The sequence below is a fragment of the Pseudomonas sp. NCCP-436 genome, assembly GCF_019656335.1.
Taxonomy (GTDB): Bacteria; Pseudomonadota; Gammaproteobacteria; order Pseudomonadales; family Pseudomonadaceae; genus Aquipseudomonas.
Genome location: NZ_BPLZ01000005.1, coordinates 101069 through 115823, shown reverse-complemented (window position 1 = coordinate 115823; position 14755 = coordinate 101069). Strand labels below are relative to the sequence as shown.

Here is a 14755-nt window from a genome sequence, read left to right as displayed (position 1 = left end):
TTGACCGATAATTCACCTCTGTTTCTTACCTGGCTGTCGGGAGTCCCATGGATCAATTTCGCAATATCGGTATCATCGGACGCCTTGGCAGCACCCGTGTGCTGGAAACGGTACGCAGGCTCAAGCGGTTTCTTCTTGATCGCCATCTGCACGTAATTCTTGAGGATGCCATCGGTGAGGTTCTGCCAGGGCATGGTCTGCAGACAGCCTCGCGAAAGCTGCTGGGCGAGGTGTGCGATCTGGTTATCGTTGTCGGCGGCGATGGCAGCATGCTGGGCGCAGCCCGCGCGCTGGCGCGGCACAAGGTGCCGGTGCTGGGGATCAACCGCGGCAGTCTGGGCTTTCTCACGGATATCCGCCCGGACGAACTGGAGGTAAAGGTGGCCCAGGTGCTGGAAGGGCAGTACCTGACTGAGAACCGTTTCCTCCTGGAGGCTGAGGTGCGCCGCAATGGCGAGGCCATTGGTCAGGGTGATGCCCTCAACGACGTGGTTTTGCACCCGGGCAAGTCAACACGGATGATCGAGTTCGAGCTGTACATCGACGGCCAGTTCGTCTGCAGCCAGAAGGCCGACGGCCTGATCGTGGCCACTCCGACTGGCTCCACCGCCTATGCATTGTCGGCTGGCGGGCCAATCATGCACCCTAAACTCGATGCTATTGTGGTAGTGCCGATGTACCCGCACACCCTGTCCAGCCGGCCCATAGTGGTTGATGGCAACAGCGAGCTGAAAATTGTCGTGTCGCAGGATTTGCAGGTCTATCCGCAGGTCTCCTGTGACGGGCAGAACCACTTCACCTGTGCGCCGGGCGATACCCTGCATGTGGCGAAGAAGGCGCAGAAGCTGCGACTCATCCACCCGCTGGACCACAACTATTATGAGATCTGCCGCACCAAGCTGGGTTGGGGAAGCCGCCTGGGAGGACAGGGCTGAATGACCCTCGACCCTTATCGCGGCTATGACCTGATCGGTGATGTTCACGGTTGTGTGCGAACCCTGGAGCGTCTGCTGGAGCTTCTGGGCTACAGGCGCCAGGGAGGCATCTGGCGGCACCCCTCGCGCATGGCGATTTTTCTTGGCGACTTGCTTGATCGTGGGCCGGGCATCCGTGAAACCCTGCACCAGGTGCATGCGATGGTCGAGGTCGGCCAGGCCTTGTGCGTCATGGGCAACCACGAGTTCTACGCGTTGGGCTGGAGCACCCCGGCTCCGCCCGGAAGTGGTCGTCGTTACGTACGCGAGCATACTCCACGACACCAGCGTTTGATCCGCGAGACTCTGGCCCAGTTTGAGGCCTATCCGCAGGAGTGGAGCGAGTTTTTGCGCTGGTTCTACCGGATGCCGTTGTTTCTCGATGCAGGTCATTTCCGAGCCGTACATGCCTGCTGGGATGCCGATTTTATTAAGCCGCTGCAGGCGCAGTTCACCAACGGCTGCATTGACGAGGGTTTTCTCAAAGCCGCCGCTACTCCCGGCAGTTTCGCCAATATGGCCATTGACCGCCTGTTGCGCGGAACCGACATGCGCTTGCCGCACGGTCTGACGTTGACCGGTGATGACGGATTTACCCGATCTTACTTCCGGACCAAGTTCTGGGAGGAAAATCCCAAGACCTATGGCGACATCGTCTTCCAGCCCGATGCTCTACCGGAGCTGGCGGCACAGACGCCACTGACCGAGTTGCAGAAGGACGAGTTGCTACGCTACGGCGCCCAAGAGCCGTTACTGTTCGTCGGCCACTACTGGCGGCAGGGTCGTCCGGCACCGATTCGTCCCAACCTGGCCTGTTTGGATTACAGCGCGGTGGTGGGCGGTAAGCTGGTGGCCTATCGGCTGGATCGGGAGCGTCGGCTGGATGCGGACAAGTTCGTCTGGGTTGAAGTGGATGCGCAGGAGGTACCGAGATGAGTGCCGTTGAAGTACTGCGTCTGCCGCTGGATGCTGATCTGAGTGGCTTCGTTTCTCTGCTGCGGCGCCTGCAGGTGCCGCACCGGGTTACGGAGGAGGGTGGCAAACAGGTGCTCTGGGTACCGGATGAGTCCCTGGCGGTTCAGGTGCGCGAACTATACGCACGCCAGCCGCAGGGTGATGCAGGAGCAGAGCCGCAGCAAGAAGCGGTTCGTGAAGGGTTTCTGAGTCAGTTGCGGCGTAGCCCGCTGACGGCCCTGGTGCTGCTGAGCACCTTTATCGTCTTTGCCGTGACCCTGGCTGGAGAGAATTTTTCCACCATTCGCTGGTTGAGCTTCGTCGATTTTCGCGTTGATGGTGAACGCATCTATCTGACCTATCTGGAGGCCACCTTCGATAGTGGTCAGTGGTGGCGTCTGATCACGCCGATGCTGATCCACTTTGGCTGGCTGCATCTGGCAATGAACAGCCTGTGGTATTGGGAACTAGGGCGCCGCATCGAGTTTCGCCAAGGCGCCATTGGGCTGCTCGGGCTGACACTACTGTTTGCACTGGCGTCGAATTTTGCCCAGTACTGGTGGGCCGGGCCTTCGCTTTTTGGTGGCCTTTCCGGAGTGCTCTACGGCCTGCTGGGGCATTGCTGGATCTATCAGCGCCTGGCGCCGAACGCGGCCTATCGCCTGCCGCCCGGAGTTCTGGTGATGATGCTGGCCTGGCTGGCAATCTGCATGACCGGCATTTTCGAGCTGCTGCAGTTTGGCGCCATCGCCAACGCCGCGCATGTCGGTGGCCTGCTGGCGGGCTGCCTGACCGGCCTGCTTGGCGGTATGCTGGCCCGACGCTGATTTTTTGGCGGCTAACCCGCCCCACGGTTTAACTGGAGAACGCCATGTCTGCCTTTCTCGAAGCCATTGACAACATCACGCCGGAAATCTACGAACGCCTGAAGCTGGCCGTGGAAATCGGCAAGTGGCCCGATGGCCGCAAGCTGACTCAGGAGCAGAAGGAACTGACCCTGCAGGCGATGATCGCCTGGGAGACGCAGAACCTGCCGGAGGAAGAGCGTACCGGCTACATGGGCCCGCAGGAGTGCAGCAGCAAGTCCGAGCCGGTGCCTAACCTGTTGTTCAAGTCCTCGGATACCTTGCACTGATGATCGAGCTTGGACGTGGCTCGCTAAGCAAGATGAAGGCGCGCCTGGAAGCCCCTGTGCAGTACGCATTTCGCTTGGGCGAGGAAGAGCTGCCGGTCAACCCGCTGGTGGGCAAGACTTTGCGCTTGGAATACCTGGGCGCCATTCACTGCATCCATTGTGGGCGCAAGACCAAGACCAGCTTCAGCCAGGGTTACTGCTACCCCTGCATGCAGAAACTGGCGCAGTGCGATGTCTGCATCATGAGTCCGGAGAGGTGCCACTTCGACCAGGGTACTTGCCGCGAGCCGAGCTGGGGCGAGCAGTTCTGCATGACCGACCATATCGTCTACCTGGCCAACTCCAGTGGGGTGAAGGTCGGCATCACCCGTGCCAGTCAGGTACCGACGCGCTGGATCGACCAGGGCGCCAGTCAGGCGCTACCGATCATGCGTGTGGCTACCCGGCAGCAGTCCGGTTTCGTCGAGGATCTGCTGCGTAGCCAGGTGGCGGACAAGACCAACTGGCGCGCACTGCTCAAGGGCGATGCCGCGCCGGTCGACCTGGTTGCCATTCGCGAGCAGGTCCTGGATGCCTGCGCCGGGGGCATTACCACGCTGCAGCAGCGCTTCGGCCTGCAAGCCATCCAGCCGCTGTCCGCTGCCGAAGTACTGGAAATTCGCTATCCCATCGAGGCCTATCCAGCCAAGATCACCAGCTTCAATCTGGACAAACAACCGCTGGCCGAAGGTACTCTGCTCGGTATCAAGGGCCAGTACCTGATGTTCGATACCGGCGTGATCAATATCCGCAAGTACACCGCCTACCAGCTGGCCGTCCACCAGATCGCCGGCTGAACCGACCGAATGCACCGGGCGCTCCTGTCGCGCCCCAGACGAGAGAGCTATCGCCATGCGCACCGAACAACCGAAGATGATCTACCTCAGCGAGTACCGGGTTCCGGACTACCTGATCGACGAGACCCATCTGACCTTCGAGCTGTTCGAGGATCACAGCCTGGTGCATGCGCAGCTGGTCATGCGGCGCAACCCGGAAGCCGGCGTCGGCCTGCCGCCGCTGGTGCTCGATGGCCAGCAGCTGGAGCTGCTGGAGCTCAAGCTCGACGACCGCGTGCTGGGCGAGGGCGACTACACCCTGACCGACAGCCACCTGACCCTGCAGCCGAGCGCCGAGCGCTTTGTCATCGACAGCAGCGTGCGCATCCATCCGGAGAGCAACACCGCGCTGGAGGGGCTGTACAAGTCCGGCAAGATGTTCTGCACCCAGTGCGAGGCCGAGGGCTTTCGCAAGATCACCTTCTACCTCGACCGCCCGGACGTGATGAGCAAATTCACTACCACGCTCAGCGCCGAGCAGCATCGCTATCCGGTGCTGCTGTCCAACGGCAATCCGATCGCCAGCGGCAGCGAGGAGGGCGGTCGCCATTGGGCCACCTGGGAAGACCCGTTCAAGAAACCGGCCTACCTGTTCGCCCTGGTCGCTGGTGATCTCTGGTGCGTGGAAGACAGCTTCACCACCATGAGCAAACGTGAAGTGGCGCTGCGCATCTATGTCGAGCCGGAGAACATCGACAAGGTGCAGCACGCCATGGACAGCCTCAAGCGCTCGATGAAGTGGGACGAGGAGGTCTACGGCCGCGAGTACGACCTGGACATCTTCATGATTGTCGCGGTCAACGACTTCAACATGGGCGCCATGGAGAACAAGGGGCTCAACATCTTCAACTCCAGCTGCGTGCTGGCCAAGGCCGAAACCGCCACCGACGCCGCTCATCAGCGCGTCGAGGCGGTGGTGGCCCACGAGTATTTCCACAACTGGTCGGGCAACCGCGTGACCTGCCGCGACTGGTTCCAGCTGTCGCTCAAGGAAGGCTTCACCGTGTTCCGTGACAGCGAGTTCTCCGCCGACACCCATTCGCGGGTGGTCAAGCGCATCGAGGACGTGGCCTACCTGCGCACCCATCAGTTCGCCGAGGACGCCGGCCCCATGGCCCACCCGGTGCGTCCGGACGCGTACATGGAGATCTCCAACTTTTACACCCTGACCATCTACGAGAAGGGTGCCGAAGTGCTGCGCATGATCCACACCCTGCTCGGTCCGGAGCTGTTCCGCAAGGGCTCGGATCTGTACTTCGAGCGCCACGATGGCCAGGCCGTGACCTGCGACGATTTCGTCAAGGCCATGGAGGATGCCAGCGGCATCGACCTGACCCAGTTCAAGCGCTGGTACACCCAGGCCGGCACGCCGCGTCTGGAGGTCGTTGAGGCCCATGATGCCGCTGCGCAGACCTATAGCCTGACCTTCCGCCAGAGCTGCCCGGCCACCCCAGGGCAGAGCGAGAAGTTGCCGTTCGTGATTCCCGTGGCGCTCGGCCTGCTCGATGCGCAGGGTAATGAACTGCCGCTGCGCCTGCAGGGTGAGGCTGCAGCGCAGGGCAGCAGTCGCGTGCTGTCGGTGACCGAGGCCGAGCAGACCTTCACTTTCGAGGGTATTGCCGAAAAGCCGCTGCCGTCGCTGCTGCGCGGTTTCAGCGCGCCGGTCAAGCTGGGTTTCCCTTACGACCGCGACCAGCTGATGTTCCTCATGCAGCATGACAACGATGGCTTCAACCGCTGGGAAGCCGGCCAGCAGCTGTCCGTGCAGGTACTGCAGGAACTGATCGGCCAGCATCAGCGCGGCGAGGCTCTGGTGCTGGATCAACGCCTGGTCAGCGCGCTGCGTACGCTGCTGGAAGACGAGACACTGGATCAGGCCATGGTCGCGGAAATGCTCTCGCTGCCGGGCGAGGCCTATCTGACCGAGATCAGCGAGGTGGCTGATGTCGAGGCCATCCACGCGGCTCGCGAGTTCGCCCGCAAGGAGCTGGCCATGACGCTGTTCGCCCCGTTGTGGGCGCGCTATCAGGCCAACCGCGAAGTCTCCAGGGCCACCCCGTACGTCGCCGAGGCGGCGCATTTTGCCCGCCGCAGCCTGCAGAACATCGCGCTGTCCTACCTGATGCTCAGCGAGAAGCCGGAGGTGCTGGCAGCCTGCGTCGAGCAGTTCGAGAATGCCGACAACATGACCGAGCGCCTGGCCGCGCTGGCCGTGCTGGTCAACTCGCCGTTCCAGCAGGAGCGCGACAAGGCTCTGGCCATGTTCGCCGACTACTTCAGGGACGACGCGCTGGTCATGGACCAGTGGTTCAGCGTGCAGGCCGGCTGCCCGCTGCCTGGCGGTCTGGAGCGGGTGCATGCACTGATGCAGCACGAGGCCTTCACCCTGAAGAATCCGAACAAGGTGCGTGCGCTGATCGGGGCCTTCGCCAACCAGAACCTGATCAACTTTCACCGCGCCGACGGAGCGGGCTACCGCTTCCTCGCCGACCAGGTGATTGCCCTCAACGCACTCAATCCGCAGATTGCCTCGCGTTTGCTGGCTCCGCTGACACGTTGGCGCAAGTACGACAGTGCCCGCCAGACGCTGATGAAGGCCGAACTCGAGCGCATCCTCACCTCGGGGGAACTGTCCAGCGACGTTTACGAAGTGGTCAGCAAGAGCCTGGCCTGAATCTGACGACGCTGCCGATAGCCTAGGGCAGCGACAGGCAGTGAGCCTATGGGAAGTGTTACCAGTCTTTGACTGGTAACACTTTTTTGTTACCAGAGTGAGGGTGTATTCGTCTTTCGTTGATTTTGCACACAAAAATCAGGAAGGCAGACTTTTCAAAAAATATCCAGAGGTGCTCCGTACCGCTCTGGAATGCCCTATACAAGGAGTATATCGCGTCAGATCGTAGGACAATCCGCGCCATCCTCTCTCTCAAATCCTTCCTTGTTGGTCAGTGAACGACCAGTCACGAAAAGAAACGCTGTTTGGCCTCTTTTCATGCTGATCCGACGGCCTGAATTGGCATCATGGTTGCAAAGTCCGGCTGGATTTGATCCCGCGAAGCTGCAGCTGTCGTTGGATCAGGCAGCTTCAGCCAATAAAAAAGCCGTCGTCAGTACGGCGTATTGCGGTACCGCCAATGGGCCGCGCAAGAGAATGATCTGTCCACGGAGTACGTCTCGATGGTAATTAAGTCCCGCAAGCCTGTTCTGCGCTATGCACCGGCCAAGGCCGGCTTCGCCCTTGCAGGTGTCCTGCCGCTGCTGGTAACCGCTCATGCACAGGCGGTGGAATTCAGTTTTGCCGATAACGAAGTCACCGGCTCCATCGATACCACGCTTTCCTATGGCCAACTGTGGCGTGTGCAGGGCCAGGACAAGACCAACGACGACATCAACACCAACGACGGTAATCGCAACTTCGATACCGGTCTGGTTTCCGAAGTGTTCAAGATCACCTCGGACCTGGAAGTCTCCTATCAGAACTACGGCCTGTTCGTCCGCGGTACCGCTTTCTATGACACCCAGATCATGGATAAGCGCAACGACTACTACAACGCCAACTCACGCGTTCAGCCCAGCCAGAGTGCGCCGCGCGACAATACCTTCACCCGTGATACCCGCCACAAGGCCGGGCGTGATGCGCAGATCCTCGACGCATACGTCTACGGCAACTGGGACGTCGGCAACATGCCGGTCTCCGGTCGTCTGGGCAAGCAGGTATTCAACTGGGGCGAGGGCCTGTTCTATCGCGGCGGTGTCAATACCACCAACCCGGTGGATGCGGCCAAGTTCCGTCTGCCCGGCTCCGAAGTGAAGGAAGTGCTGGTGCCGGTTGAGGCTCTGAGCTTCAACATCGGCCTGACCGACAACCTGTCCATGGAAGCCTTCTACCAGTTCAACTGGAAAGAGTCGGCAATCGACCCGGTTGGCACCTATTTCTCCGAGACTGACCTGTTCGCCGCCGGTGGCAACACCGCTTACTCGACTCAGCCGGCCCTGATTCCTTTGGCTGGCCTGTATTCGGGCCTGAGCGCTTTTGGCGTCGGTGGCTTGCAGGGCGGTCGCACCGTCGACGGTAATGGCAACATTAAGGTGGCCAGCATCGGCTCGGATATCAATGCCCGCAATGACGGCCAGTTCGGTGTGGCCTTCCGCTACATTGCCGAGGAACTGAACTCCACCGAGTTCGGCTTCTACTTCGTCAATTACCACGGCAAAGAGCCCACCATCTATGCCGATCTGGGTAACTATGCCGGCCTCGACCTGGCAGCCATCGGTGCCGCTGCTTCTGCCCAGCTCGATCCGGTGGTGCGTCAGGGGGTGGTCGCTGGTGTGCAGCAGAACGTGAATCCGGGCTTCACTGGGGCAATGCTGGACAACATCATCAATACCGGTGCCAACGGTACGACCCTGGGCTCGGCTGCCACCGAACTGGCGATTCTCGGTCAGTATCAGGCTGCGCTGGGCAGTGCTGCGGCCAACGCGGCTGGTGGTCTGGCGACCATCGACGTGGCCAACAACGTCACTGCTCGTCGTGAATACGCTGAAGACATCCGTATGTATGGCTTCAGTTTCAACACCACCGTTGGCAATGCTTCGGTATTCGGTGAGCTGGCTTACCGCCCGAACCTGCCGATCGGTATCGCCGCTACCAACGATCTGCTTGGCGACCTGCTGACTCAGGCTCCGCAACTCGCTTCTGGTGGTCAGGTGAATATCGGTGGCCAGCAGGTGCAACTGGGTGACCAGATCCACAACTACACCCGTGTCGAGGCCTTCAACGCCTCGCTGGGTACCATCTACAACTTCGGCCCGAGCCTTGGCTTCGACTCGCTGTTCGGCGTGGCCGAGCTGGCCTCCGAGCACTTGCGCGGTGACAGTCTGAAGTACGAGTCGCGCAACGGTACTCGCTACTTTGCCGGTCGTGGCAATGGTTCCTACATCTCTGGCTACGACCGCGACGACCAGGTCAACAAGAATGCTTACGGCTACACCCTGGTGTTGTCTGGCACCTGGAACGATGTCTATGCCGGTGTGAACCTGTCGCCGTTCGCCGTGTTCAAGCACGACTTTGAGGGCAACTCGCACCAGACCGGCAACTTCATTGAAGGTCGCAAGGCCTACACTGTCGGTCTGCGTGCCAGCTACCTGAACAGCCTGGAAGCCGAGATCCAGTACACCGAGTTCTATGGCGCCGGTCAGAACAACGGTGCGCGTGACCGCGACAACATTGGCCTGAATGTCAAGTACTCCTTCTAAACGGGCGCTGCAGTCGGCCATGCGGCGCGGAACAGTGGGGTGTCCGGCTGTTTCCGCATCACACGGCTTTGGCCTACGGTCCTGCAGGACGCCGCAGTACCCATAACCAGAAATACGCCGGGCGCCTGTCGCGCCCGGTCAGACCTCTCACGGAGAATTACCCATGCTGATCAAGCACAGGCTGATGGCCGCTGCCGTTGCACTGGCGTTTTCCGCCGGTTCCGCTGTAGCTGCGGTATCCCCCCAGGAAGCTGCCAAGCTCGGCGATACCCTGACTCCCTTCGGCGCCGAGAAGTCCGGCAACGCGGCCGGTACCATCCCGGCCTGGACCGGCGGCATCACCCAGGTGCCGGCCGGTTATAGCCGTCCGGGCCAGCACCACGTCAATCCCTTTCCGGATGACAAGCCGCTGTTCACCATCACTGCGGCCAACCTGAGTCAGTACGAGGCCAACCTGACTCCTGGCCAGATCGCCATGTTCAAGGCCTACCCGGACACCTACCAGATGCCGGTCTACCAGACCCGTCGTTCCGGTTCCGCACCGCAGTGGGTGTATGACAACACCATCAAGAACGCCGCCAGTGCCAAGCTGGTCGACGGTGGTAACGGTTTTGTCGATGCCTACGGCGGCATCCCGTTCCCGATTCCGCAGAGCGGTGTCGAAGCACTGTGGAACCACATCGCGCGTTACCGCGGTACCTACATTGTGCGCCGCGCCTCCGAGGTGGCTGTGCAGCGCAACGGTTCCTACTCATTGGTGACTTCGCAGCAGGAAGCGCTGTTCAAGTACTACCTGCAGAACGGCTCCTTCGCCGATCTGAACAACATCATGTTCTATTACCTGTCGTTCACTACCAGCCCGGCTCGTCTGGCCGGTGGCGCAACACTGGTTCATGAGACCCTGGATCAGGTCAAGGAACCGCGTCAGGCCTGGGGCTACAACGCCGGTCAGCGCCGCGTGCGCCGCGCACCGAATCTGGCCTACGACACTCCGATCGCTGCCGCCGACGGTCTGCGTACCGCCGACGATACTGACATGTTCAACGGTGCTCCGGACCGCTACGACTGGAAGCTGGTGGGCAAGAAGGAAATCTACATTCCGTACAACAACTACCAGGTCACCAGTCCGGATGTTAAGTACAAGGATCTGCTGCAGGTCGGCCACCTCAATCCGGCACTGACCCGCAACGAACTGCACCGTGTGTGGGTCGTCGAAGGCACCCTGAAGCCGGGTTCCCGTCACATTTACTCCAAGCGCACCCTGTTCCTCGACGAGGACAGCTGGCAGGCTGCGATAGTGGATCAGTACGACGGCCGCGGCGAACTGTGGCGCGTGTCAATCGCCTACCTGAAGAACTACTACGACCTGCCGACCACCTGGTCCGCTCTGGACGTGTTCCATGATCTGCAGGCTCGTCGCTACCACGTGCAGAACCTGGATAACGAAGAGAGCAACACCATCGACTTCACCCAGGCTACTCCGGACGACGGCTACTTCAAGCCTGCTGCCCTGCGTCGCCGCGGTACGCGCTGATTCCGGTGCAGTCCGGCAAAAGGCCGCTACGACTGTAGCGGCCTTTTCGCATCAGCCAGGCGAATGTGCCGTGATAAAGCGTCCGGACCTTAACAAAACATAACGTCGCACCGATTGTCAGGGCTTTCCGAAGCTCGCTAGGATGGGGAGCCTGTCATTAGGCAGCGCCACCTATAACAAGAAGGGGGAAGGTATATGAGTGAGCCCGTCATGCGGCGCACCCGCTCCGGTCAGGCGTCCAGACGGACGTGCATGCCGGCGTTCCGTGTCCATTCGCCGCTGGCCAAAGCGCTCTCGTTGTGCAGTGTGCTTTCCGCTCTGGTTATTGCTGCCGCACCCTTGCCGCTGCATGCCTCGACCGAGGCTGTTTATGCCATCGAGTCGGTAAAGGCCGTTCACAGCCTGCTGCTCGACGTGGTTGACACCGGCGAGCGCCTCGTCACCGTGGGTGACCGTGGTCACATTCTCTACTCCGAGGATCAGGGTCAAAGCTGGCTGCAGGCCCGTGTGCCCAGCCGCCAGATGCTGACCTCGTTGTTCTTCGTCGACGCCCGACATGGCTGGGCGGTCGGACATGATGCACAGATCCTCGCCACAACCGATGGCGGCGAAACCTGGGTCAAGCAGTTCGACGATCTCGAACGTGAAGCCCCACTGCTGGATATCTGGTTCAAGGATGCCGATCACGGCTTTGCCGTCGGCGCATACGGGGCGCTGCTGGAGACCCTCGACGGCGGCAAGACCTGGGACGACGTCAGCGATCGCCTCGATAACGAAGATGCCTATCACCTCAACGGCATCGCCGCCGTCAAGGACAGTGGCCTGTTCATCGTTGGCGAAATGGGCGTCATGTTCCGTTCCGCCGACTGGGGCGAGAGCTGGGAGAAGATCGCAGAGCCTCCCTACGAGGGATCGCTGTTCGGCGTGATGGGAACCGATCAGAGCGGTGTTCTGCTGGCTTATGGTCTGCGCGGCCATCTGTTCCGTTCCAGCGACTTCGGTGACAGCTGGCAGCAAATTCGACTCGAGAACCCCGGCAACGGCCCGCTGGAATTCGGTCTGTCTGGTGCGGTTTTGCTGGCCGACGGCTCCATCGTGGTGGTCGGGCACGGTGGCACGGTACTGAAGAGTGATGACGGTGGGCGCAGCTTCAGCCTGTTCAATCGTCCGGATCGCCTGTCCCTGGCAGCGGTAGCTGCAGGTGACAAGGGTCAACTGGTTCTGGTTGGGCAGGGTGGTGTTCGCCTGGCTACGCCGACTGGCGCCATGCCGACCGCACAATAATAAGGGGTAGTCTTCGATGACCGATCATCACCAGGACAAGGCGAGCTTTCTCGAGCGTCTGATCTTCAACAATCGGCCGGCGGTCATTCTGCTCTGTTTGCTGACCACCATCTTCCTGCTCTATCAGGCCACCCAGGTTCGTCCCTCGACCAGCTTCGAGAAGATGATCCCGCTGTCGCATCCGTTCATCGAGAAGATGATGGAGCACCGTAACGACCTGGCCAACCTAGGCAACACCGTGCGTATCTCGGTAGAGGCCAAGGACGGCGACATCTTCGCCAAGGAGTACATGGAAACGCTGCGGCAGATCCATGACGAGGCCTTCTACATCAATGGCGTCGACCGCTCCAACCTGAAGTCGCTGTGGAGCCCGAGCGTACGCTGGACCGAAGTGACCGAAGAAGGTTTCGCCGGCGGCGAAGTGATTCCGCAGACCTACGACGGCAGCGCGCAGAGCCTCGAAGAGCTGCGCAGCAACGTGCTCAAGTCCGGGCAGATCGGCCGTCTGGTGGCGAACAACTTCAAGTCCAGCATCATCGACGTGCCATTGCTGGAGTCCTATCCGGATCCCAACGATCAGGGCAAGCTGATCAAGCTGGATTACCAGAAGTTCTCCGACGAGCTGGAAGAGAAGATCCGCGACAAGTACCAGTTGGAAAATCCCAACGTACAGATCCACATCATCGGTTTCGCCAAGAAGGTGGGTGACCTGATCGATGGCCTGATCATGGTGGTGGGCTTCTTCGCCATCGTGCTGCTGATCACTTTCGTCCTGCTGTACTGGTTCAGCTGGTGTATCCGTAGCACTATCGGCGTGTTGGTCACCACCCTGATCGCGGTGGTCTGGCAGTTGGGCTTGATGCACCTGGCCGGCTTCGGTCTCGACCCGTACTCGATGCTGGTTCCGTTCCTGATCTTCGCCATCGGCGTGTCCCACGGCGTGCAGAAGATCAACGGTATCGCACTGCAGTCCAGCGGCGCCGAGAACTCATTGATGGCGGCGCGGCGTACCTTCCGCCAGCTGTTCCTGCCGGGGATGATCGCCATTCTGGCTGACGCCGTGGGTTTCATCGCGCTGCTGATCATCGACATAGGCGTAATCCACGAGCTGGCCATCGGTGCTTCCATCGGTGTCGCGGTGATCGTCTTCACCAACCTGATTCTGCTGCCGGTAGCGATCTCCTATCTGGGCATCAGCAAGCGCGCCATCGAGCGCAGCAAGCGTGACGAAGTCACCGAGAAGCCGATGTGGCGCCTGCTGGCCAAGGTCGCCCATCCCAACGTGGCGCCGTTCATGGTCGTGCTGGGTCTGCTCGCCGGCGTCAGTTGCTTCTTCTACCAGAAGGCCAACCTGCAGATCGGTGACCTCGATCAGGGAGCGCCGGAGCTTCGTCCGGATTCGCGCTACAACCTGGACAACGACTTCATCATCCAGAACTACTCGACCAGCTCCGACGTGCTGGTGGTCATGGTCAAGACCGAGGCCGAGGCCTGCTCGACCTATGAAACCCTGTCGGCGATGGACGAGCTGATGTGGAAGATGGAGAACACCCAGGGCGTGCAGTCGGCCATCTCCATGGTCACGGTGTCCAAGCAGCTGATCAAAGGCATGAACGAGGGCAACCTGAAATGGGAAACCCTGTCCCGCAACCAGGACGTGCTGAACAACTCCATCGCCCGTGCTGACGGTCTGTACAACGCCGATTGCTCGCTGGCGCCGGTGTTGCTGTTCCTCGAGGATCACAAGGCCGAGACGCTCAAGCGTACCGTTGCGGCGGTGCAGGCGTTCGCTGACGAGCACAACCGCGATGGCCTGGAGTTCCTTCTGGCTGCCGGTAACGCAGGTATCGAGGCGGCGACCAACGAGGTGATCTCCACCTCCGAGCTGCTGATGCTGACGCTGGTCTACCTGTGGGTGGCGATCATGTGCCTGATCACCTTCCGCTCGATCCCGGCGATGATCTGCATCGTGCTGCCGCTGATCCTCACCTCGATTCTCGGGAATGCGCTGATGGCTTTCCTCGGCATCGGCATGAAGGTCGCAACCCTGCCGGTGATCGCACTCGGCGTGGGTATCGGTGTGGATTACGGCATCTATATCTACAGTCGCCTGGAGAGCTTCCTGCGTGCTGGGCTGCCGCTGCAAGAAGCCTACTACCAGACGCTCAAGTCGACCGGTAAGGCGGTGCTGTTCACCGGTCTGTGCCTGGCCATTGGCGTAGCGACCTGGATGTTCTCGGCGATCAAGTTCCAGGCCGACATGGGGCTGATGCTGACCTTCATGTTCATCGTCAACATGTTCGGTGCCATGCTGCTGCTGCCGGCACTGGCGCGCTTCCTGATCAAGCCCGAGAAGCTGGTGGGCAAGAAGGGTGGCTCGCTGCTGGCTCACTAAGGCAGGCAGTGTTTAACGAAAACCGCGGCCCCTGGGCCGCGGTTTTTTCGTTATGAGCCCTAGGGAAGGGCGTGCACGGTACGCTTACCGATGTGTGCCTACGTTCACGTAGGGTGCGCCGTGCGCACCGCCGATACTGTTGCGCTGGAGGCGATGCACATGCACAGGTCGCCTGGAGAAATCTTGTCAGTGGTGAGGGGCGATCCGATGTGCCGGAGTCGGGAGCCGGTGCGCGCGGCGCCCCCTACGGATGATCGCCGTCAGCGTGGAGGCTGTAAGTAGGGTGAGCCGGGCGGCGCTCCGCTTCAGTGCGTAGGGTGGGCTTCAGCCCACCAAGGTCATACGCTG

Annotated in this window: 10 protein-coding genes; all 10 read left to right on the top strand. The window is 60.8% G+C overall.

The genetic code is table 11. From position 1 onward, the window contains the following. Window positions 1-47 precede the first annotated feature (47 nt). The 10 genes from NCCP436_RS07710 (at window position 48) to NCCP436_RS07665 (ending at window position 14407) form a co-directional block, all read left to right on the top strand. A complete protein-coding gene (locus NCCP436_RS07710) occupies window positions 48-935 on the top strand; it encodes an NAD(+) kinase (protein ID WP_220803404.1) in 888 nt (295 codons plus the stop codon). Continuing rightward, on the top strand, window positions 936-1910 hold the full coding sequence (locus tag NCCP436_RS07705; protein ID WP_220803403.1) for a metallophosphoesterase: 975 nt from the start codon (window positions 936-938) through the stop codon (window positions 1908-1910). Next, on the top strand, window positions 1907-2755 hold the full coding sequence (locus NCCP436_RS07700) for a rhomboid family intramembrane serine protease (RefSeq protein WP_220803402.1): 849 nt from the start codon (window positions 1907-1909) through the stop codon (window positions 2753-2755). The genes NCCP436_RS07705 and NCCP436_RS07700 overlap by 4 nt, the downstream gene beginning before the upstream one ends. 44 nt (window positions 2756-2799) lie before the next feature. Next, window positions 2800-3063 carry a YeaC family protein gene (locus NCCP436_RS07695; protein WP_220803401.1) on the top strand — a complete coding sequence of 88 codons (264 nt, stop codon included), beginning with the start codon at window positions 2800-2802 and terminating at the stop codon, window positions 3061-3063. Further along, window positions 3063-3899 carry a DUF2797 domain-containing protein gene (locus NCCP436_RS07690; protein ID WP_220803400.1) on the top strand — a complete coding sequence of 279 codons (837 nt, stop codon included), beginning with the start codon at window positions 3063-3065 and terminating at the stop codon, window positions 3897-3899. Before NCCP436_RS07695 ends, NCCP436_RS07690 begins: the two co-directional genes overlap by 1 nt. Before the next feature lie 55 nt (window positions 3900-3954). Further along, on the top strand, window positions 3955-6612 hold the full coding sequence (pepN, locus tag NCCP436_RS07685; protein ID WP_220803399.1) for an aminopeptidase N: 2658 nt from the start codon (window positions 3955-3957) through the stop codon (window positions 6610-6612). Between the two features lie 503 nt (window positions 6613-7115). Beyond that, on the top strand, window positions 7116-9194 hold the full coding sequence (locus tag NCCP436_RS07680) for a DUF1302 domain-containing protein (protein ID WP_220803398.1): 2079 nt from the start codon (window positions 7116-7118) through the stop codon (window positions 9192-9194). A 163-nt stretch (window positions 9195-9357) separates the two neighbouring features. Next, window positions 9358-10728 carry a DUF1329 domain-containing protein gene (locus tag NCCP436_RS07675; protein WP_220803397.1) on the top strand — a complete coding sequence of 457 codons (1371 nt, stop codon included), beginning with the start codon at window positions 9358-9360 and terminating at the stop codon, window positions 10726-10728. 195 nt (window positions 10729-10923) lie between these two features. Then, window positions 10924-12012 (top strand): YCF48-related protein, encoded by a 1089-nt coding sequence (locus NCCP436_RS07670; protein WP_259651468.1) that lies wholly within the window; start codon window positions 10924-10926, stop codon window positions 12010-12012. Window positions 12013-12028: 16 nt separating this feature from the next. Beyond that, window positions 12029-14407 (top strand): RND family transporter, encoded by a 2379-nt coding sequence (locus tag NCCP436_RS07665; protein ID WP_220803396.1) that lies wholly within the window; start codon window positions 12029-12031, stop codon window positions 14405-14407. Window positions 14408-14755 lie beyond the last annotated feature (348 nt).